General features: G+C 65.3%; 19 protein-coding genes. 13 read left to right on the plus strand and 6 right to left on the minus strand.

Going from position 1 to position 20,583, the window contains the following annotated elements; all coding sequences use genetic code 11:
* The first annotated feature begins 3 nt into the window (after positions 1-3).
* Genes AC20117_RS23560 through AC20117_RS16795 form a run of 3 tightly spaced genes read left to right on the plus strand, consistent with a single transcriptional unit; the run spans position 4 to position 1,780 of the window.
* Positions 4-147, plus strand: a complete 144-nt coding sequence (locus AC20117_RS23560) for a CG2302 family histidine operon protein (RefSeq protein WP_170064953.1) — start codon at positions 4-6, stop codon at positions 145-147.
* 35 nt (positions 148-182) lie between these two features.
* Positions 183-926: a bifunctional 1-(5-phosphoribosyl)-5-((5-phosphoribosylamino)methylideneamino)imidazole-4-carboxamide isomerase/phosphoribosylanthranilate isomerase PriA gene (gene priA, locus AC20117_RS16790; protein ID WP_074702682.1), complete on the plus strand. Its 744-nt coding sequence runs from the start codon at positions 183-185 to the stop codon at positions 924-926.
* Between the two features lie 5 nt (positions 927-931).
* Positions 932-1,780, plus strand: coding sequence for an SseB family protein (locus AC20117_RS16795; RefSeq protein WP_236777350.1), 849 nt, complete (start codon positions 932-934; stop codon positions 1,778-1,780).
* A 58-nt stretch (positions 1,781-1,838) separates the two neighbouring features.
* Here AC20117_RS16795 and AC20117_RS16800 read toward each other — a convergent pair whose 3' ends face one another.
* Positions 1,839-2,270: a DUF1844 domain-containing protein gene (locus AC20117_RS16800; RefSeq protein ID WP_101632629.1), complete on the minus strand. Its 432-nt coding sequence runs from the start codon at positions 2,268-2,270 to the stop codon at positions 1,839-1,841.
* Between the two features lie 363 nt (positions 2,271-2,633).
* On the opposite strand from AC20117_RS16800, the gene infC reads away from it, so the two are divergent.
* From infC to AC20117_RS16825, 5 genes are all read left to right on the plus strand, one after another.
* Entirely contained in the window at positions 2,634-3,629 is a 996-nt protein-coding gene (infC, locus tag AC20117_RS16805) for a translation initiation factor IF-3 (RefSeq protein ID WP_236777351.1), read from the plus strand.
* A 139-nt stretch (positions 3,630-3,768) separates the two neighbouring features.
* Entirely contained in the window at positions 3,769-3,963 is a 195-nt protein-coding gene (gene rpmI, locus AC20117_RS16810; protein ID WP_074702678.1) for a 50S ribosomal protein L35, read from the plus strand.
* A 116-nt stretch (positions 3,964-4,079) separates the two neighbouring features.
* Entirely contained in the window at positions 4,080-4,784 is a 705-nt protein-coding gene (gene rplT / locus AC20117_RS16815; protein ID WP_074702677.1) for a 50S ribosomal protein L20, sunset domain variant, read from the plus strand.
* Between the two features lie 45 nt (positions 4,785-4,829).
* Positions 4,830-5,795, plus strand: coding sequence for a TrmH family RNA methyltransferase (locus AC20117_RS16820; protein ID WP_074702676.1), 966 nt, complete (start codon positions 4,830-4,832; stop codon positions 5,793-5,795).
* A 2-nt stretch (positions 5,796-5,797) separates the two neighbouring features.
* The gene (locus tag AC20117_RS16825; RefSeq protein WP_074702675.1) at positions 5,798-6,748 is read left to right on the plus strand and encodes a cation diffusion facilitator family transporter; all 951 of its coding nucleotides are present in this window, start codon (positions 5,798-5,800) and stop codon (positions 6,746-6,748) included.
* Here AC20117_RS16825 and AC20117_RS16830 read toward each other — a convergent pair.
* Entirely contained in the window at positions 6,682-7,941 is a 1,260-nt protein-coding gene (locus tag AC20117_RS16830; protein ID WP_074702674.1) for an MFS transporter, read from the minus strand. The two genes, AC20117_RS16825 and AC20117_RS16830, sit on opposite strands and share 67 nt — an antisense overlap.
* A gap of 173 nt (positions 7,942-8,114) precedes the next feature.
* Here AC20117_RS16830 and AC20117_RS16835 point away from each other — a divergent pair, with 173 nt between their 5' ends.
* Positions 8,115-8,561, plus strand: coding sequence for a (deoxy)nucleoside triphosphate pyrophosphohydrolase (locus tag AC20117_RS16835; RefSeq protein WP_074702673.1), 447 nt, complete (start codon positions 8,115-8,117; stop codon positions 8,559-8,561).
* A gap of 41 nt (positions 8,562-8,602) precedes the next feature.
* Positions 8,603-9,010, plus strand: coding sequence for a hypothetical protein (locus AC20117_RS16840; RefSeq protein ID WP_074702672.1), 408 nt, complete (start codon positions 8,603-8,605; stop codon positions 9,008-9,010).
* 50 nt (positions 9,011-9,060) lie between these two features.
* On the opposite strand, the gene AC20117_RS16845 is transcribed toward AC20117_RS16840, so the two are convergent.
* Both AC20117_RS16845 and AC20117_RS16850 read right to left on the minus strand, forming a co-directional pair.
* Complete coding sequence (locus tag AC20117_RS16845; RefSeq protein WP_074702671.1) at positions 9,061-10,122, minus strand: Rv2578c family radical SAM protein; 1,062 nt, start codon at positions 10,120-10,122, stop codon at positions 9,061-9,063.
* Between the two features lie 57 nt (positions 10,123-10,179).
* The gene (locus AC20117_RS16850; protein WP_074702670.1) at positions 10,180-10,605 is read right to left on the minus strand and encodes a hypothetical protein; all 426 of its coding nucleotides are present in this window, start codon (positions 10,603-10,605) and stop codon (positions 10,180-10,182) included.
* A gap of 232 nt (positions 10,606-10,837) precedes the next feature.
* Between AC20117_RS16850 and pheS the strand changes: the two genes are divergently transcribed.
* The 3 genes from pheS to AC20117_RS16865 all read left to right on the plus strand — a co-directional run bounded on the left by pheS (position 10,838) and on the right by AC20117_RS16865 (position 15,266).
* The gene (pheS, locus tag AC20117_RS16855) at positions 10,838-11,917 is read left to right on the plus strand and encodes a phenylalanine--tRNA ligase subunit alpha (protein WP_074702669.1); all 1,080 of its coding nucleotides are present in this window, start codon (positions 10,838-10,840) and stop codon (positions 11,915-11,917) included.
* A gap of 3 nt (positions 11,918-11,920) precedes the next feature.
* Positions 11,921-14,464, plus strand: coding sequence for a phenylalanine--tRNA ligase subunit beta (gene pheT / locus AC20117_RS16860; RefSeq protein WP_074702668.1), 2,544 nt, complete (start codon positions 11,921-11,923; stop codon positions 14,462-14,464).
* Positions 14,465-14,543: 79 nt separating this feature from the next.
* Complete coding sequence (locus AC20117_RS16865) at positions 14,544-15,266, plus strand: 4'-phosphopantetheinyl transferase family protein (protein WP_074702667.1); 723 nt, start codon at positions 14,544-14,546, stop codon at positions 15,264-15,266.
* Here AC20117_RS16865 and AC20117_RS16870 read toward each other — a convergent pair.
* Positions 15,232-16,644 carry a M1 family metallopeptidase gene (locus AC20117_RS16870; RefSeq protein WP_074702666.1) on the minus strand — a complete coding sequence of 471 codons (1,413 nt, stop codon included), beginning with the start codon at positions 16,642-16,644 and terminating at the stop codon, positions 15,232-15,234. The genes AC20117_RS16865 and AC20117_RS16870 overlap by 35 nt on opposite strands.
* Positions 16,641-20,456 carry a Pls/PosA family non-ribosomal peptide synthetase gene (locus AC20117_RS16875; protein ID WP_170837999.1) on the minus strand — a complete coding sequence of 1,272 codons (3,816 nt, stop codon included), beginning with the start codon at positions 20,454-20,456 and terminating at the stop codon, positions 16,641-16,643. Before AC20117_RS16875 ends, AC20117_RS16870 begins: the two co-directional genes overlap by 4 nt.
* Positions 20,457-20,583 lie beyond the last annotated feature (127 nt).

The following is a 20,583-nucleotide window of genomic DNA, read 5'->3' on the forward strand; positions in this document are numbered from 1 at the left end:
CTCATGGGCGTTGCCGGACTGCTAATCGGCGGAGCCATATCCTTCCGCAGCCAGAAAGCCCCGAAGGCTATTGTCATCAGCTTCTGGGTCTTGGCCGGAATGTCACTGCTGGCCGCATACCTGCTCACGCTCGGCCCGTCCGAGTAGAACTTTCCAATCAACCCAGAAAGCAGACATACCGAATGACTACAGACAACGCCCCGATTCTGGAACTGCTACCCGCAGTGGATGTTGCCGACGGCCAGGCCGTCCGCCTCGTTCAGGGCGAAGCCGGCAGCGAAACCAGCTACGGCGACCCACTGGACGCTGCGATGGCTTGGCAGAACGACGGCGCTGAGTGGGTCCACCTGGTAGATCTGGACGCTGCCTTCGGCCGCGGTTCGAACTCCGAATTACTCCAACGCGTCGTCAAGGAACTCTCCATCAAGGTTGAGCTTTCGGGAGGCATCCGGGACGACGCCTCCTTGGAGCGGGCGCTGGAACTCGGGGCTGCCCGGGTGAATCTCGGCACAGCTGCGCTGGAGAACCCTGAATGGACGGCCCGGGCCATCGACCGATTCGGCGACGCAATCGCCGTCGGGCTAGATGTACGCGGCACGACTTTGGCAGCACGCGGGTGGACCAAGGAGGGCGGCGATCTGTGGGAGGTGCTGGCTCGTCTCGAGGATGCCGGTTGCGCACGTTATGTTGTTACCGACGTGACGAAAGACGGAACCCTCAAGGGCCCGAACATCGAACTGCTGCAGGAAGTTGCGGCGCGCACGGAAAAGCCGGTCGTTGCCTCCGGCGGAATTTCAAGTCTCGATGATCTGGTCGCACTGCGTGCACTGGTGCCGCAAGGTGTTGAAGGCGCGATTGTGGGTAAGGCACTTTACGCTGGTGCCTTTACCCTGCCGCAGGCCCTGGATACCGCCGGCCGTCGCTGACCGAAGTGGAAAAGCGTGAGCTTCCCGGACACATAGCAGCGGCGCTGGCGGGCGCCGGCGGCAACACCGACTCCGCCGGACAGTCCTGGGAAGGACGGGATCTGAGCGGCTCGGGCAATCCGCTGCATAATTTCGACCAGGACGACGGCACCGCCGACGCTGCTTACACCGAAGCATTATCCGCGCTCGTCCGCGGCACCGGTGGAGAAGTCGATGTTGTCCGTGCCCTGGCGACGGCGCGTGTCTTTGTGCCGATTGTCGCGCAGTTGGCAGAGGAAGAAGCCGGTGCTCACGGACTGTCTGCCGACAAACAGGCGGACATGGCGCTCGTGACTGTGCAGGCTCCGGATGGTCGGCGGGCGTTGCCCGTGTTTACTTCCATCGCCGCCCTGGAAGCCTGGCATCCGGAAGCGCGGCCTGTGGCCGTCTACGCCGCACGTGCGGCACTTTCCGCGGTCGCCGAGAAGGCGGAACTGCTCGTCGTTGATCCTGGTGCTGAACTCACTTTCGTTGTTCGCCGCCCGGGCATGTGGGCTCTGGCCAAACAGCAGGAATGGGTGCCGTCCTACAAAGACGAATGGTTGACCGGGATCGTGTCACAAGCAGTCGCGGTGGAGGCCGATATCAGCGGTGTCGGCTTGGCGCCTGGTGGAGGAATCGGGGCAAAAACCGCCGCCGGCCAGATTGTTGCCGGTGGCGGAGCCGGTCCTGAGCTGCGCCTCGTACTCAAGGTCCGTGAGGGGCTTGGGCGGACCGAACTGCAGGCCTTGGCAGCTCGTTTGCAGCGGAGGCTGGGCGGCGACCCGGACTTTATGGAGCGGGTGGACTCCCTGGAGATCAGCTTCACCCGATAATAAAAGTTCGACGCCGGAGCGAGGCTCCGGCGTCGAACTTGATATAGACGAGACAGGGTTAGCTGACCGGACCGGTGTACTTTTCGCCCGGGCCCTTGCCCGGTTCGTCCTGAATCGTTGATGCTTCGCGGAATGCCAGCTGCAGGGAACGCAGCCCATCCCGCAACGGACCGGCATGCTGACTGCCAATTTCCGGTGCGGCTGCGGTCACGAAGCCAGCCAAGGCCGTAATCAGTTTCCGCGCCTCGTCCAGGTCTTTTAGCTCTTCGGCATCGTCGCCGGCGGCCAGCCCGCATTTGACGGCCGCGGCGCTCATAAGGTGGACAGCGGCGGTGGTGATGACCTCTACCGCCGGAACTTCGGCGATGTCGCGCATCTGGGTCAGGACTTCCTGCTCCTGAGTGCTGGCCCCGGGGTCGGAACCCGCGGCGGATTCGAAACTGTGGCGGTGGTCTGTTTCTGGGGCAGGATTGCTATCTGGCGTGCTCATACTGGTAAGCTTGTCACAGACCGATTGATTCAAGTTATTTTCGTGCCCAAAAGCACACGGCATTACAGGCCGGTGGAAGTAACCCGAATCAATATGCAAGCGGAGACCTCTCCCACCTGTTGGCATGGATATTCCAGAGCTGCCGGGTTCCTGGTCGGCATGTTTATTGTCGCAGTCTTGTCGGACAGCGAGGATGAACAGGAAGCGCCCCTCATGCGGTGTCGTTTCGCAGCCGACGTTCGAGGCCTTCGATTGCGCGTGCAATAGGAGGCCTTCTTTTATTGCAGGCGGTACTCGTTACCTAAACAACAGGAGCAACACATTAGCGAGCCACGAATCAATGATCGGATCCGCGTCCCTGAGGTGCGGTTGGTAGGACCGGCTGGTGAACAAGTCGGTATTGTCCGTATTGAGGACGCCCTGCGTCTGGCCTCCGAGTCGGATCTGGATCTTGTTGAGGTCGCACCGCAGGCCAAGCCTCCGGTGTGCAAGCTCATGGATTTTGGCAAGTATAAGTACGAAGCTGCAGTCAAGGCCCGTGAAGCGCGCAAGAACCAGACGAATACGGTACTCAAGGAGATCCGTTTCCGACTGAAGATTGACAAGCACGACTACGAGACAAAGCGTGGACATGCTCTGCGTTTTCTCGGAGCCGGGGACAAGGTCAAGGCCATGATCCAGTTCCGTGGCCGTGAGCAGCAGCGTCCGGAGATGGGCATTCGCCTGCTCCAGAAGTTCGCTGATGATGTTGCCGAGGTCGGCGTGGTCGAATCCAGCCCTCGCATTGACGGCCGCAATATGGTGATGGTTATCGGCCCGCTTAAGAATAAGGCTGAGGCCAAGGCAGAAGCGCGTCGGGCAGCCCAGAAAGCCGAAGCAAAGGCAGCCAACGAAGCCAAAAAGGAGCGTGTAGACGTTTCCTCGGATCAGGCTCCGATGACCCAGAGCTTGGGCGATCTGCTGCCCGCAGAGCTGACCAAGGCCGCCGCGGAGCCGGCTCCCTCGGAGGCGCCGGCAGAAGCTGCACCTGTGCAGGAGACGCCCAAGGAAGAGGCGCAGGCTCCCGAAGCCGAGGCTCCAGCGCCGAAGGCTGCGCCGGCCCAGGCGGAGGCTCCGACAACGCCGGCTGAGGCTGAATCTCCAGCAGCGAAGGTTGCGCCGGCCGAGGCTGAAGCTCCGGCACCGCAGGAAGCGCCGGCTCAGTCGGAAGCTCCGGCACCGAAGCCCGCAGCTAAGGCGCCGACTCCGACTCCGGCTCCGATGCCGAAGCCAATGGCCAAGCCGAAACCAGCCGTGGCCAAGGCGCCTGCCAAACCTGCAGCACCCAAGCCTTCCGGCCGGAGCAGCTCCAAGAGCTGAACCACGCCGGGTTTCATCTGGTACCGGTTGCAGCTTGCATCCGGTGTCCGGCAGACATGTACACCGCCGGTACCCGAATCGGGTACCGCATGAACCGATGGCCGTATGGCCGGAGGAAGACGTAAGGAGAACGGCAGCTATGCCGAAGCAGAAGACCCACAGTGGCGCCAAGAAGCGCTTCAAGCTCACCGGTACTGGCAAGCTCAAGCGGCAGCAGGCTAACCGCCGTCACTACCTGGAGCACAAGGCTTCCACTCTCACGCGCCGTCTGGCCAGCGACAAGATCGTGGCTCCGGCTGATGTGAAGAACATCAAGAAGATGCTGGGCATCTAGCTCTTCCTTCTGATTCACGGCGCGATCGACTGGTCCGCCACATCTTTTCAACTAGCTCTCAAGCCTGAGGAACAACAACTCCGGCTTCTGGGTATCAACACTTAAGGAGTACGCACGTGGCACGTGTGAAGCGGGCGGTTAATGCCCATAAGAAGCGCCGGGTAATCCTGGAACGCGCAAAGGGATACCGCGGACAGCGGTCCCGTCTCTACCGCAAGGCCAAGGAACAGCTGCTGCACTCGTTCGTGTACAGCTATGGCGACCGCCGCAAGCGCAAGGGTGACTTCCGTCGTCTCTGGATCCAGCGCATCAACGCTGCCTCCCGCGCCAACGGCCTGACCTACAACCGCCTTATCCAGGGTCTGAAGGCCGCCGAGGTCCAGGTAGACCGCCGCATGCTTGCCGAGCTGGCTGTTTCGGATGCCAATGCCTTCGCTGCCCTGGTTCAGATCGCCAAGGACTCGCTCCCCGCTGACACCTCCGCTCCGGCTGCTGTTGAGGCAAAGCCGGCCGTGAAGAAGGCCGAAGCAGCCAAGGCTGCGAAGAAGGCTGAGACGGCGCCTGCAAAGGCCGAAAAGAGCGAAGCTGCTGCCGCTGAGAACACCGAAGCTCCCGCCGGCGCGGTTCTCGTTGTTGACGGTCAGCCTGCCCCCGAGGGATTCACCATCAAGGGCAACGCTGAGTCCAACAAGTACCACGTCCCGGGCTCCACCTGGTACGAGCAGACCGCTGCGCAGTACTGGTTTGACTCTGTCGCGTCCGCCAAGGCTGCCGGCTACGAGCCTGCAGGTGGCGAGGCACGCCAGAAGATCGCTGAGTAAGACTGCCGTTTCAAGCAGCATCTGTGGTGACGCTATAGTCGCTTTATGAGCACTACTGGGCGCCCGCAAGCCGTTATGTCGAACCCCCGAGCAGATCGGGTCAAAGACATAGCCAAGCTTGCCGGGCGCTCAGTGCGTTTAAAGCGCAGGCAGTTCCTGGCCGAAGGCCCGCAGGCCGTCCGCGAAGCCTTGGCTGCGCATCGTGCAGATGCAGTGCCCGGTGGAAGCGGCGTCGTAGTTGAAGTATTCGCCACCCAATCATGTCTCGAACGGCTGCCCGAATTGGTCGATCTCGCCGCCGGGGTCCCCCTAAGGTGCGCCACCGAAGAAGTTGTATCTGCCATGGCAGATACAGTCAGCCCGCAGGGCATCGTCGCCGTCTGCAATTTCCTGGACCGGCCCCTGAACGATGTATTGGCGGCAGGCCCGAAGCTGCTGGCCATCATGTGCCGTGTCCAGGATCCTGGCAACGCAGGAACGGTTCTCCGCGCCGCCGATTCCGCTGGCGCGGATGCGGTGATCCTCACCGAGGGAAGCGTTGACATCTACAATCCGAAAGCTGTCCGTTCGACCGCCGGATCGCTCTTCCACCTGCCCATCGTCACAGGCCAGGATTTCCTCCCGCTCACCGACGAGCTCCGCAAGCACGGCCTTGCTCTGCTGGCTGCCGATGGATACGGAAACGTCGATCTCGATCGCCTGCAGGACCAAAGCGCCGGCCGCAGGCTTAAGGGCGGAGGCGATGTCGACGTCATGGCCGCAGAATCGAAGATGCCGCGCCTTGAGGAAGCCACCGCATGGTTCTTTGGCAACGAAGCAAAGGGTCTATCGGCCGCCGAGCTGGATGCGGCGCAATGGCGTGTCGCCGTACCGATTTACGGGGAAGCCGAAAGTCTCAACGTTGGAACCGCAGCGACAGTTTGTTTATATGCCTCGGCCCGGGCACAGCGGGATTGGTATAGCTTTGAGGAAACCGAGGATCTAGAAACCCAGCGTCTAGAAACGGAGTAGCCATGGCAGCCGGCGGAGGTACCAAGGCGATTATTGCAGCCTTGACAGCGAACCTGACCATCGCGGTCCTGAAGTTCGTGGCCTATCTCCTCACCGCTTCATCTTCGATGCTCGCGGAGGCGATACACTCCGTGGCCGACTCTGGGAACCAGGTACTGCTCCTCGTCGGCGGTAAACGTGCCGCCCGGCAGGCCAGCCCGCAGCATCCGTTCGGATACGGCCGGGACCGTTACATTTACGCTTTCATTGTCTCGATCGTGCTCTTCAGCGTCGGCGGTCTCTTTGCGCTGTACGAGGCCTACCACAAGTGGCAGGACCCGCATCCGATTGAAGGCGTCTGGTGGTGGGTTCCGCTGGCTGTCCTGATCGGCGCCATCATCGCGGAATCGTTTTCGCTCCGTACCGCCGTCGTCGAATCGAACCACGTCAGGGGAAAGAAGAGCTGGGTCCAGTTCGTGCGCAATGCCAAGTCTCCCGAGCTTCCCGTAATTCTGCTGGAGGATATTGGGGCACTGCTGGGGCTGGTCTTCGCGCTCTTTGGTGTCAGCCTGACCCTGTTGACCGGTGACGGGATCTGGGACGCTGTCGGCACGGCGATGATCGGAGTGCTGCTGGTGGTGATCGCCTTTGTCCTGGCGATCGAAACGAAGTCGCTGCTTCTGGGGGAGTCGGCGACAAAGGAACACATCAGGCTGATCGAAGAGGCAATCGGCGCCGACAACGAGACCAGAATCATTCATCTAAAGACGATGCACCTAGGTCCCGAGGAACTGCTGGTTGCAGCGAAGGTCACCATTGCGCACAGCGAAACAGGCCGCGAGATCGCCGAACAGATCGATGCAACCGAGCAGCGGATCCGGGACGCTGTGCCGATTGCCCGCGTGATCTACTTGGAGCCGGATATTTTCCGGGCAGAGAGAGCGTCCGCGGCTTCGGAAGCAACAGGAGCCTGACCCCGGCGGTCAAGAAGGCCGGAAATAGCGGCAACTGCCAGTCCGAGGAACGCCAGCCCGGCACCGACGAGGGCAGGGGCTTTGAAGCCCCATCCGGCAGCGATGACGGCTCCTCCGAGGAAGGCACCCAGCGCGTTCGCCATGTTGAGGGCCGAATGGTTCAGCGAGGCAGCCAGTGTCTGTGCATCGGGTGAGGCATCCATCAGGCGTGTCTGTAGCCCCGGGATCAGGCTGGAGCCTGCGGCGCCAAGCAGGAAGACCAGCGGGATCGCCAGCCAGGGGATACCCGCAGCGGCCCAGAACAGCACCAGCACGATAATGATCGCCGTCATGACTATGTAGATGCTGCCCATAACCGAGCGGTCGGCAAGCCGGCCGCCGATGAGGTTTCCGGCTACCATGCCGAGGCCGTAGAGTCCCACGATCAGCGGCAGCGCCGATTCGGGTACGCCCGTGACATCCGTCATGGTTGGGCTGATATACGAATACACCGCGAAAAAACCGCCGAAGCCGACGATGCCGATCAGCAAAGCCAGCCAGACCTGGATGCGTTTGAGCGCGCTGAGCTCCTTGCGGATGCTCGCTTCGGCATGGGTCGGCGTGAACGGGACGAAGCGCTGGAGGAGGACCAAGGTAATTACACCCATGATGCCCACAGCCACGAACATCAGCCGCCAGCCGTATTGCTGGCCCAGCCAAGTCACCAGCGGAACCCCGACAACGTTTGCCACCGAAAGCCCCAACATGACGGCGGCCACGGCCTGGGCGCGCTTGGCCGGGGCAACAAGGGAAGCGGCGATCACGGCAGCGACGCCGAAGTAGGCGCCGTGGGGGAGGCCGGACAGGAAGCGGGTCAGGAGCATGGTGGTGTAATCGGCCGCCACCACCGACGAGAGGTTGCCGATGGTGAACAACCCCATTAGCCCCAGAACCATGTATTTGTGCGGAACTCTGGCACCGAGTGCGGCCAGGATGGGCGCGCCCACGACCACGCCCAGGGCGTAAGCCGAGATAAGCTGGCCGCTCTGGGGAATGCTGATCTGCAGACCTTCAGCCACGTCCTGCAGCAGGCCCATGATGGCGAATTCCGTTGTTCCGATACCAAATCCGCCCGCGGCCAGGGCAATGATCGCCCAAACAACATGGGTGCTCTCACCTGGTTGTCTGACGGGTCGGACGGATTTGGAAGTCATAAATGCAGAAGCTCTCGGTCGAAGTCAGGCAGCCAGCAGTCGTAGGGACAGGCGCAGGGCTTCTGCCGGCAGATGGTGGAAATGCAACGCGCCGACGTCGTTGTCCATTCCACTCTAACGGAGGCGGCGGGCCGTTTCCGGGGAGGCGTCGTACAGTCGGTAGACTCGGTTCCGTGGAACTGCCTCTAAAACAGATCGTCGGTGCCGCGATCGTGGACTCTCTTTCGAAGCCTTCCGAGCTCCTGGTCGCCAGGAGAACGGCACCGGAATCCTTGGCCGGCCTGTGGGAATTTCCGGGAGGCAAGGTGGAGCCGGGAGAGGGCTGCGAAGACGCGCTTCTGCGTGAAATCCGCGAAGAGTTAGGTGTCGACGTCGAGCTCGGCACGGAGGTCCCCGGTCCGCTGGAACAGGGCTGGCAGCTCAACAATGCTGCCGCGATGCGGGTCTGGACGGCACGGATTCTCGACGGCACACCACGCCCGCTTGAGGATCACGACGAGCTGCGGTGGGTGCCCTTGCGGCACGCGGAACTCAATGCCCTGCCTTGGATTCCAGCCGATCTTCCGATCATCATGTCGGTACTGGAGACGGTTGATCAGGCAGACAGCGCTCGATCCTGAACGAATGGGTTCAGTGAACTGAACGAAAGAGCCGGAGGAACATGGGATCCGGTGTCTGGGTAGGCGTTTTCCTGTTCGGGCTGCTGGTTGTTGTCCTCGGGCTGCTGGCGTATGCCGGAATCTGGCGCAATTGGTGGACGCGGATCCACATGACAACCGGCTATCCGCCGTTCGCGGGCTTCTTCGCCGTAATCTTCCTCATGCTCCTGACGGCCCACCGGTCCGTACTGGAGATCGACAGCGCGGTGCTGACGGTCGTTTACGGACTGCTGCTCGCCGCCGTGCTGGTGGTCGGGATCACAGCATGGTTCTGGCTGCCTGCCGCCATGTTGCCGGCATGGTTGAGAGAGCAGAAGCGGGCCGAAGGTGAAGCTTGCATACACACCGGTATGCCGGACAACCACTGGATGGCAGGATTTCGGCCGCTAGAGGATAGAGACGGCCGCTGACTGAGCCACCACGGACTTTCCCTCGACGGCTTGCTGCAGGTGCGCGACGGTCAGAAAAGCGTGGGCTGCAGAGCGGGCAAGGTCTCCGGCGTTGTCGGTCCAGCGGCCGGGGCGGGCCTCTCGGCAGCCGGGGCGGCCGTGCGGACGCGCAGATGGGCGGCGTTGCCGGATAAAGCGTAGCGGGTTTTTAGCTTAGCTACCCGTCCTGCCAGCCATTGGCGGTAGTCCTTGGAAGCGTAGGTACCGCCGTTGTAAAGTCCGCGGTATTTGCCCACGAGTTGCGGGTATTCCCGGCCCAGCCACTGCAGGTACCATTCCCGGGCACCTGGGCGCAGGTGCAGGGCTCCAACTGTGACGCCGGAGGCTCCGGCGGCGGCGAGCTGGGAGAACAAGCGGTCCAGATGTTCGTCCCCGTCCGTAAGCCACGGCAGGATCGGCATGGCCATGACGTTGCAGTTGAAGCCTGCGTCCGCAACCGCCTTGATCAGGTCCAGTCGGGCCTTGGGCGTAGGTGTCCCTGGCTCGACCTGCTGCTGAAGCCGCGTATCCGCAAAAGCAAGAGACACGCCGATTCCGATGTCCACGCTTTCGGCCGCCTTGGCCAGGAGCGGCAGGTCCCGCTTCAGCAAGGGCCCCTTCGTGAGGATGGAGAACGGCGTTCCGGAGTCGGCAAGGGCTTCTATAATGCCGGGCATGAGTTTGTAGCGGCCCTCGGCACGCATGTAGGGATCCGAGTTTGTTCCCAGCGCAACTGGCTGCCGTTTCCACGATGGCCGGGCCAGCTCGCGGCGAAGCACCTCGACGATGTTTGTCTTGACAATGATCTGGGTGTCAAAGTCCCGCCCGGAATCCAGGTCCAGATACTCATGGGTCTTGCGGGCAAAGCAGTAGGTGCACTGGTGCAGGCAGCCGCGGGTGGGATTGATGGTCCATTCGAACGGCATGGCAGACTGCACGGGAACTTTGCTGAGAGCAGACTTGCAGACGATCTCGTGGAAGGTGACCCCGCTGAACTCGGGGGTTTGTGTAGACCGCACCAGTCCGGCCATTTTCGCAAGGCCCGGCAATGCCAGATCATCCACAGAGTCCAAAGCTTGCCCGTCCCAACGCATGAACCAATTCGAACACACGTTCGAGGTTCTCGGCAAGAGCTGCCCGGATCCGGCCTACTACCTCGTGCGACGGCGCCGCAGTGGCCGCTCGGAGTAACCGCCTTCACGCAGGCCTGCCCATCGTTCGAAGATATTGCGCGAAGCCGGATCGCCGGTCCGCAGCAGTGACCAGAGCGCGGCCGCGCCGTACAGCGGCAGGAAGGGCAGTCCCAGGCAGCACGCGTACTGGGTGCTGTGGCGTGCCTCGTGGCCCATCAGAATCGGATTGGCCGCCAGATGTGCGGCCGCCGGGCGAAGCAGCACCACGTTTCCCAGCGTGAAGCCCGCTGCTTTCGGCGCCGGCCAGGTGTAACCCTGCGCAACAAGCAGGCCTCGGGGACCGCGCTGAAGGGAACAGTCCGCGGCCTTGGCGACGGCGATCCCCATCAGGGTGGAGAGGTTGATCAGGTTCAGGTAGCTGCGCAGGCGCTCACCGGCGGTCATGCCAACATCATAGGTTCCGCAGCTGCAGCGCCTCCCGAAGGTGCGTTTGGTCGAGCGTGGCAGTCCGTGTCGGCTGCCTCGATGTCGGAGGTGTGGGCGCTGTCCACTAGACTGTTTGTGCTGAGACATGACCGAAGTGCCGGGCACCTGAAGCGCTGCAATAGCGTCTTCGAGGCACCTGTTCATGAGCCGAAGACACACCTGCATACAGAATCAATAGGTAAGAACATACATGTCTGAAACCACATTGGGGACTGAGACCCCGCAGGCCGCCGCTGTGCCGCATCCGCTGGACGAGGCGGCCATTGGCGCCGCCGTCGAGCAGGCGCTGGCCGCGATTGCCGCTGCCGCCAACCTTGAAGAGCTGAAGGCCGCCCGCATTGCCCACACCGGCGAGAAATCGCCGCTGAGCCTGGCCAACCGCGAGATCGGCAAACTCGCCAAGGAAGAGAAGGCTGCAGCCGGCAAGCTTGTGGGCCCGGCGCGAGGACGCCTGAACAAGGCGCTGGCCACCCGCACCGAGGAGCTCGAAGCGGAGCGGGATGCACAGATCCTCGTGGATGAGGCCGTGGACGTTACGGCCGCCCCGCGCCGTCGTCGTGCTGGTGCCAGGCACCCGCTGTCCATTCTGCAGGAACGCGTGAGCGACATCTTCGTCGGGATGGGCTGGGAAATCGCCGAAGGTCCCGAGGTAGAGTCCGAGTGGTTCAACTTCGACGCGCTGAACTTCAAGCCGGACCACCCCGCTCGGGAGATGCAGGACACCTTCTTCGTGGAGCCGCCGGAAGCCCACCTGCTGATGCGTACGCACACCTCGCCGGTCCAGGTGCGGTCGATGCTGGAGCGGGAGGTGCCGATTTACGTGCTGTGCCCGGGCAAGGTGTTCCGCACCGACGAACTGGACGCCACCCATACACCCGTGTTCCACCAGTTCGAAGGCCTGGCTATCGACAAGGGTCTGAGCATGGCTGACCTGCGCGGGACGCTGGAGCACTTCGCCCGGCAGATGTTCGGCGCCGACGCCAGCATCCGGCTGCGCCCGAACTTCTTCCCCTTCACCGAGCCTTCCGCGGAGCTGGACATCTGGCATCCGGGTGCCAAGGGCGGCCCGCAGTGGATCGAGTGGGGCGGCTGCGGCATGGTGCACCCCAACGTGCTGCGTGCGGCCGGAATCGATCCGGAGGTCTATTCGGGCTTCGCCTTCGGCATGGGCATCGAGCGCACGCTGATGTTCCGCAACGAGGTCGGCGACATGCACGACATGATTGAAGGCGATGTACGGTTCAGCGAACACTTCGGGATGGAGATCTAAGTAATGCGTATCCCACTTTCCTGGTTGCGCGAGTATGCCCAGGTACCGGCGGAAGCAACCGCTGAAGACGTCATGGCCGAGCTGGTCAAGGTTGGCCTCGAAGAGGAGGACGTCCACCGTCCGCTCGACGAGTTGAAGGGCCCGGTAGTCGTCGGGCAGGTGCTCTCGGCCGAAAAGGAACCGCAGGCCAACGGCAAGACCATCAACTGGTGCCAGGTCCGCGTGGTGCCGGAGGGCCAGGAGCAGACCCTGACCGGAGACGGCATCGACCCCTCCGGCGTGCAGGGCATTGTCTGCGGCGCGCACAACTTCGAGCCGGGGGACAAGGTTGTCGTCACCCTGCCCGGCGCCGTGCTGCCCGGTGACTTCAGGATCACCCCGCGCAAGACCTACGGCCACGTCTCCGCCGGCATGATCGCATCCGTGCGCGAGCTCGGCATCGGCGATGACCATGACGGCATCCTGGTGCTCGGCACCCTGGGCCTGGATCCCGAAATCGGTGCGGACGCCCTCGAGGTGCTGAGCCTCTACGACGAGGCCGCCGAGATCAACGTGACCCCGGACCGCAGCTACTGCTTCTCCATCCGAGGCGTGGCCCGCGAATTCGCCCATGCCACGGGTACCGGGTTCAAGGACCCGGCGGCCGCCGTCGTCGTCGATCCTTCCACCGGCCCCGGCTACCCGGTCCGGCTGGAAGACCAGGCGCCCATTTACGGCAAGCCCGGCTGCGACAGGTTTGTCGCCCGCACGGTGCGCAGCGTGGACCCCACCCGGCCGACGCCGACCTGGATGGCTTCGCGCCTGCGCCTGGCCGGCATCCGGTCCATCTCGCTCGTGGTGGACATTTCCAACTACGTCATGCTCGAGCTGGGCCAGCCGCTGCACTTCTACGATCTGGACCGGCTCCAGGGCGATATTGTGGTGCGCCGCGCCAACGCGGGGGAGACGCTGCGGACGCTGGACGACAAGGTGCGCAAGCTGGACCCCGAGGACCTGCTGATCACCGACGCGTCCGGCGCCATCGGCATCGCCGGCGTGATGGGCGGAGCGGCCACCGAAGTATCGGACAGCACGGTCAACGTGCTCATCGAGGCGGCCCATTTCGAAGAGGTCAGCATTTCCCGTTCGCGCCGCCGCCACAAGCTCCCCTCCGAGGCGTCCAAACGCTTCGAGCGGGGCGTGGACTGGCAGGTGGCCGACGAGGCCGCGCAGCGCGCCGTGGACCTGCTGACCGAGCTGGCCGGCGGTACCGCGGACACCACGGTGACCGATGCCGGGCAGGAACCGGCCGCCGTCGTTATCGATCTGCCGGCGGGCTTTGCCGCCGAACGGATCGGCATCGACTTCACCGAGGAACAGATCACCGTGGCGCTCACGGACCTGGGCGCTGACGTTGAAAAGTACGACGGCGGGTACAAGGTTACGGCGCCGAGCTGGCGCCAGGATCTGGAGATCAAGGAAGACCTGGCCGAGGAGATCGCCCGGCTGGTCGGCTACGACAACATCCCGGCGACCCTGCCGGTGGCGCCTCCCGGGCGCGGCCTGACCCGCGTGCAGCAGCAGCGCCGGCGCGTCATGCAGGCGCTCGCGGACGCGGGCCTGACCGAGGTGCTTTCGTACCCGTTTGTCACTAAGGCGGCCAATGACACCTTCGGTGCAGCGGCGGACGGCGAGGAACGCAGCGCGCTCAAGCTGGCCAATCCGCTCAGCGATGAACACGGCTACCTGCGCACCTCCGTGCTGCCGGGGCTGCTGGAAACGGCGCGCCGGAACCACTCCCGCGGCTTCCGCGACCTGGCCCTGTACGAGGCCGGGCTGGTCTTCCTGCCCAACGGCCGCCTCGGCTCGGCGGAGATCCCGCCGCTGGGCGTCCGGCCGGCGGAAGAAGTGCTGGACGGGCTGTATGCGGGCATTCCCGAGCAGCCGCTGCACCTGGCGGCCGTCTTCATGGGCCACGATTCGCCCGCCGGCGCCAACCACACCCCGCGCCCCTGGGACTGGGCGGATGCGCTGGACGCTGCGCGTCTGGTCGGCGACGTGCTCGGCGTCGAGCTGGTGGTGGAGCAGGGTTCGCACCAGGCCTTCCACCCGGGCCGTACGGCGAGGATTTCGCTGCGCAACGGCCAGAGCGTGGGCTACGCGGGCGAACTGCACCCCAAGCTGCTCGCCGCGCAGGACCTGCCGGAACGCACGGTGGCGCTGGAGCTGAACGCGGACGTGCTCTTCGAGGCCGCCCCGGACGTCATCGTCGCCAAGCACCTTTCCACCTACCCTGTGGCCACGCAGGACGTGGCGTTGGTGGTGGATGCGGACACGGCCGCCGAGGCGGTGCGGGAGACCCTGCGCGAGGGCGCCGGCGAACTGCTGGAGGACATCGCGCTCTTCGATGTGTACGCCGGCACAGGCATTGAAGACGGCAAGAAGTCCCTGGCCTTCGGGCTGCGCTTCCGCGCCGATGACCGCACGCTGACGGCCGATGAGGCCTCGGAGGCCCGGGCCGCCGCGGTGGCTCTGGCCGCCGAACGGTTCGGCGCCGTCCAGCGTTAAGCAACAAGCGAACTGAACAACGACGGCGGGGCGCGCCTTGGCAGGCCCCGCCGTCGTTGGCGGTCTTGGAGGTAAGTGTATGAGGGGTGAGGTCATCCTGCGGCTGGTCCGCCTGGCCGATTCCGGTTCCGGCATGTCCAGCCGCGGCTTCCGGCGGGGCGCCATCCGCCACCTGTCGCGTGACGCGGTGCGGCGGCTGGCGGCGGACGAGCTCGACGTCGGGACCGAACGTGTGCAGTTGGCGTTCGACTGCCGCGACTGCCTGCGCGGCAACGATGGAAGCCATGGCCAGCCGTACCTGCTGCTGGACGGTAATCCTGCGCCCGTCCGGGTCAGCTACAGCCGCAGCGGGGACTGGCTGCTGGCCGCGCTGTCCTTCCGGCCGGTGCTCCTGGGCGTCGACCTGGAGGATACCGGATCGGCGGCCTTCGGCGAGGCCGACAACATCGACGCCGTGATGCTTACCCGCGACGAACGCGCTCTGCTCGCCCGCGTCGTTGACCGCCGGCGGCTCCGCGCACAGCTCTGGACGCGGAAAGAAGCCGTGCTGAAATCCACCGGCCACGGCCTGCGCCTTGCCCCCGATGAGGTAGGGGTGGCGGATGCGGAAGGCAGCGCACTGCTGACCATCTGGCCCGGTTCTGCCGGGGAACGGCCGGGCGTGCAGCTCGTGGACCTTCAGCTCACGCCGGCCATGGCCGACGGGACAGCCGTGCCGCCAACGCTGACCGCGGCGCTGGCCATCGGCGGTTCAGCCGATCCGGGTGTTATTTTCCGGGAAACTCTGGCAGTGCCGCGCTGAACAGCCACGGCTCCAGGAGCGTGGCGGCGGAAAAGCCCGGCCGGCCCGCTTCCGTGTCAGCGAGCCCGATGAATTGGCTTGTTGAGACGGAGCCGTGCCGGTAGTCCGCGCACCAGCGGCGCAGCAGGCGGAAGAACCGCTCGTCGCCGAGTTCGGTTCGCAGGGCGTGCAGGGCCAGGGCGCCGCGCTTGTAGACCCGGTCATCGAACATCAGCTCCGGACCCGGATCGCCCACGGTGATGTCCTGTTCCAGGGCGGCGAGCATTTGCCAGGCGGCTTTGGCCCGTCCGGCGGCAGGCAGGGAGCCGGAGGCCTCGGACCAGATCCACTCGGAATAGCAGGCGAAGCCTTCATGCAGCCAGATGTCTTGCCAGCTCGCCGCAGTCAGCGAATTGCCGAACCACTGGTGCGAGAGCTCATGCGCGATCAGGCGCTGTGCCTCCCATCCGCTGTCCAGATGGTTGCGGCCGATGATGGACAGCGACTGGGCCTCCAACGGGATTTCCAGTTCGTCCTCGGCCACCACCACGGTGTACCGCGCAAAGGGGTACGGGCCGAAAGACCGGACGAAAACCGCCATCATGTCTTCCTGCCGCGACAAGGCTACGACGGCGTCCGTCAGCAGCGGCGCAGGCGCTGCGACCTGCTGGACCACGGCGGCATCGCCCCCCGCGCCGGCCGGCCCGGCAGGCACAAGATCCCGAAGGACGTACCGGCCTATCTGGAGCGTGGCCAGGTAGGTTGCCATTGGCTCGTTCATTTCATAGACCCAGGTTTCCCGGGAGGCCTTTTTACGGTGGCTTACCAGTTCGCCATTGGCCACGGCGCGGTAACCGGCGTCCGTGGTTGTGCTGATGCGGAAGGTAGCTTTCTGGCTGGGGTGGTCGTTGCAGGGGAACCACGAGGAGGCGCCATCGGGCTGCCCGGCGACCAACACGCCGTCGGTCAGTTCCTCCCACCCCACTTCGCCCCAGTCGCCGTTTATCGGCGCGGGAGTGCCTTCGTAGCGGATATCCAGCACCAGTCCGGTCTCTGCCGGCAGCGGTTCCTTCAGCGAAAGCACCAGTTTGCCGTTGCGCTGCGACGTTTTCCGGGGGCGCTGCCCGTTGACCTGGACACGGCCGGCCTGCAGCCCGGTCAGGTCGAATTCCAGCCGGCTGGTGTCCTTGAGCGTCCGGCCGGTGAGCACGGCGCGGCCGGCCAGCCGGTTGGACGCCAGCTTGCACTCCAGGTCCAGGTCATAGTGCGTGATGAGCAGGTCGCCGGTACCGCGGCCGGGGAGATAGCGATCCGGCAGCGGCGCAGACACTGCTGCAGGCAATACAGCGGCCGGACCATCGGTTGTGGCATCGGCGGGGGTTGATGATAGGCAAGTCATGAGGCGGTAAACGTCCAAGGTCGTACGGGATTGCCCATCCAGTAGCTCGCCGCGGGCACGGTCTCGCCCCGCATCACCAGGGAAGCCGGGCCAACGGTGGCGCCGTCGGCAAGGGAAGCGGCCGGCAGGATGACTCCGTGCGGACCCATGGTGGCGCCGGCTGCGAGTTCCACCGTATCAATGCTCATGATCCGGTCGTGGAACAAGTGCGTCTGGACCACGCAGCCGCGGTTGACCGTGGAGCCGTCCCCGAGGCTGACCAGATCCGCCTCGGGCAGCCAGTAGCTCTCGCACCAGACGCCATGGCCGATCTTCGCGCCCAGCGCCCGCAGCCACCAGACCAACGCCGGGGTGCCGGCAGCGGCGCGGCCGAACCAGGGCGCGCTGACCAGTTCCACGAAGGTATCCACCACTTCGTTCCGCCAGATGAACGAGCTCCACAGCGGATGCTCGCCGGACTTGATCCGCCCCACCAGCAGCCACTTGGCCAGTACCGAGCTGCCGGCCGCGGCGGCACCGGCCAGCATGAGGACCAGGCCGCCGGCGAGGGCGGCCACGAGGTAGCCGTAGGTTCCGGCCAGCCAGTCGAAGACCGCGAGCACCACCAGGGCCAGCGCCACGGTGACGGCCACCGGAACAAAACGGCACAGTTCCCAGAGTGTGCGCGCCAGCTTCAGCCTCGCCGGAGGGGCGAAGGTACGGCTGGAATCCGCTTCGATGGAGGTCCGGCGCAGGCGTACCGGCGGGCTGCCCAGCCAGGACGAACCGGCCTTGGCTTTCGACGGCGTGGCGGACAGGACGGCAACCAGCGAGTTCTTCGGCACGCGCCGTCCGGCCGCGGTCATGCCCGAATTGCCCAGGAAGGAACGCTTGCCGATCTTGGCCGGGGCGATCTTCATCCACCCGCCACCAAGTTCATACGAGGCCACCATCGTGTCGTCCGCCAGAAAAGCGCCCTCGCCGATGGTGGTCATTTTGGGCACCAGCAGCACGGTGGAGGCCTCTACGTTGCGCCCGACCTTTGCGCCCAGCAGGCGCAGCCAGACGGGGGTAAACAGGCTCGCGTAGATGGGAAAGAGGATGTCGCGCGCCATGTCCAGCACACGTTCGGTGGCCCAGACCTGCCAGCCCACCCGGCTGCGTACCCGGTGGTAGCCCTCCTTAACACCGAGCCCCAGCAGGCGGACCGTAACGAGGACGAGTACCAGGTTGGCCAGGAACCAGACCAACGCCGCCGCCGGCACGGCGGCAAGCAACGGCACCAACGCGGCCCACAAACTGGTGTTGCCGGGCACCAGGAAAATAACGACGGCGACCGCGGCCGCCGCGGCGGCGAACGGGATAAGAGCCAGGGCCGAGGAGGCCAGGGGGTAGAAGATGCTCCACCACGGGCTCGATTTTGCCGGCGGTTCCGGCCACGCGTGCTTGGACTTGCCGGTGCGTTCGGCAGGCGAGCCGGAGAAATTCAGGCCGGCCTTGACCTTGCCGGTGACCGCGGAGCCGGGCTCCACGGTGGCGCCGGCGCCGATGCTCGTGCCGGGCATGAGCGTACTGCGCGCGCCGATGGTGGCCCCGGCCCCCACGCTGATGGCGCCGATATGGACCTTGTCGCCGTCGAGCCACCAGCCGGAGAGATCTACCTCGGGTTCAACGGACGCTCCGCGGCCGAGCGTGAGCAGGCCGGTCACCGGCGGTACCGAGTGCAGATCCACGTCCCGGCCGATGTCGGCCCCGAGAGCCCGCGCGTAGTACGGGACGAAGGGGGCACTGGCGAGGGAGACGGCCGATGCCATGTCCGCGATCTGTTCGGCCAGCCACAAGCGCAGATGTACCCGGCCCGAGCGCGGGTAGGTGCCGGGCCGGATCCGGTGCAGCAGCAGCCGGGCGGAGAGCACGGAAATGGCCATCCGCCCCGGCGGGCTGACAAAGACGGCCCAGCTGGCAAGGACCCACCACCAGGACAAGGTCGGCGCCGCCGTCAGCACGCCCAGGAGGGACAGCGAGTTGTTGAGGATCATCAGGTACGTCAGCCAGCGCATGCCGACCAGGACAATCAGCGGGATGCCCATCAATGTCTGAAAGATCTGGCTCTTGCGCTGGGTGCGCCGGACCTGGCGTTCCTTCGGCTCGGCCTGCACGCCGTCCGGAACGGACTGGCGCGCGGCCTCGATGAGGGCGCCGATGCGCGGGTGGGCGTAGATCTCGGACACGGCAATGGTGGGGTACCGGACCCGCAGGGCCGACACGAGCTGGGCTGCAGCCAGCGAGCCCCCGCCGCTGGCGAAGAAGTCCGCATCCAGCGAGGCGACGGGCAGGCCAAGCACCGAGCTCCACTGTTCCGCAATCCAGCCGGCGTCCGCCTCCAGCTGCAGCTCGCCTTCGCCGTGGGCCGGCTCGGAGCCCGGCAGCGGCCAGGGCAGCGCGTTGCGGTCCACCTTGCCGCTGGTCTTGGTGGGCAGGGTGTCGACGACGGCCAGCAGCGGGATCAACGGAGCCGGCAACCGGCCGGCCAACAGCCCGCGGGCGCTGTCGACGTCGTAATCAACGGGCGCGGCCAGATAGCCGACCAGGATCTGGTTGCCCGCGGCGGTGGTCTTCACTGCGGCGGCCGCGCCGGATACGCCGGGCAGGGCCTGCAGGGCGCTGTCCACTTCGCCGAGTTCAATCCTCCGGCCGCCGAGCTTGACCTGCTCATCCGCCCGGCCGACAAAGAGCAGACCGGCCGGATCATAGGTGACCAGGTCGCCGCTGCGGTAGGCGCGTTCCCAGCCGAGGGACGGCATCGGCGCGTACTTCTCCGCGTCCTTGGCCGGATCGAGGTAGCGGGCCAGGCCCACGCCGCCGATGATCAGCTCGCCCGTGCCGCCCTCGGCGACCGGAACGCCGTCGGCATCCACCACGGCCAGATCCCAGCCGTCCAGCGGCAGGCCGATCCGCACCGGACCGTCCCCGCCCAGCGGCGCGGCGCAGGCTACCACGGTTGCTTCCGTGGGGCCGTAGGTGTTCCAGACTTCGCGGTCCTCCACTGCCAGCCGGCGGGCCAGCTCCGGCGGGCAGGCTTCGCCGCCGAAGATGAGCAGGCGGACATTCTCGAGGGCCTCGGCCGGCCACAGCGCGGCCAGGGTCGGCACCGTGGAAACGGCCGTAATCCCGCGGCTCATCAGCCAAGGGCCCAGGTCCATGCCGCTGCGGACCAGGGAGCGCGGCGCAGGCACCAGGCAGGAGCCGTGCCGCCAGGCGAGCCACATTTCCTCACAGGAGGCGTCGAAGGCCACCGAGAGCCCGGCCAGTACCCGGTCCTGCGGACCCAACGGCTCAGCCGGCAGGAAGATCCGGGCCTCGGCGTCCACGAAGGCGGCGGCCGACCGATGGGTGACGGCAACGCCCTTCGGTGTGCCCGTGGAGCCCGAGGTGAAGATCACCCAGGCGTCGTCCGTCAGCTCGGCCGGCCGGGGGTCCGGGAACGGCGCTGGCCGCTCCGGCGAGGTGACGATTTCGCCGTCGGCCTTCAGAATGCCGGCCACTTTGGCCTCGCTGAAAACCAGCCGTGCGCGTTCATCTGGGTCATCCGCGTCGACCGGGACGTAGGCCGCGCCGATGTACAGGGTCGCGAGAATGCTGACATACAGTTCGCGCGTGCCGGAAGGAATCCGGATGCCCACCTTGTCGCCCGCCCCGAGCCCGGCCTCATGCAGCAGCTTCGCCTGCCGCCGGACGGCCTCCAGCAGTTCGGCGTAGCTCAGGGGCTGCTGCCCATCGTCCAGCGCCGAAGCGTCCGGGTAGGCCTCCGCGCTCGCCGTCAGGATGTCCATCAGGGTGCGGGGCGGGGGAGTGCTGCCGGCACCGGGCAGCTGGGGATCATGCACAATCACTTGAACACCATCGCCAATCAAGGTGAACAAGAGGTGGCCTACCGGCCGGTACCGGACCGAAAGTGGC

Origin of the sequence: Arthrobacter crystallopoietes, assembly GCF_002849715.1 — a bacterium.
GTDB classification, from domain to species: Bacteria; Actinomycetota; Actinomycetes; order Actinomycetales; family Micrococcaceae; genus Crystallibacter; species Crystallibacter crystallopoietes.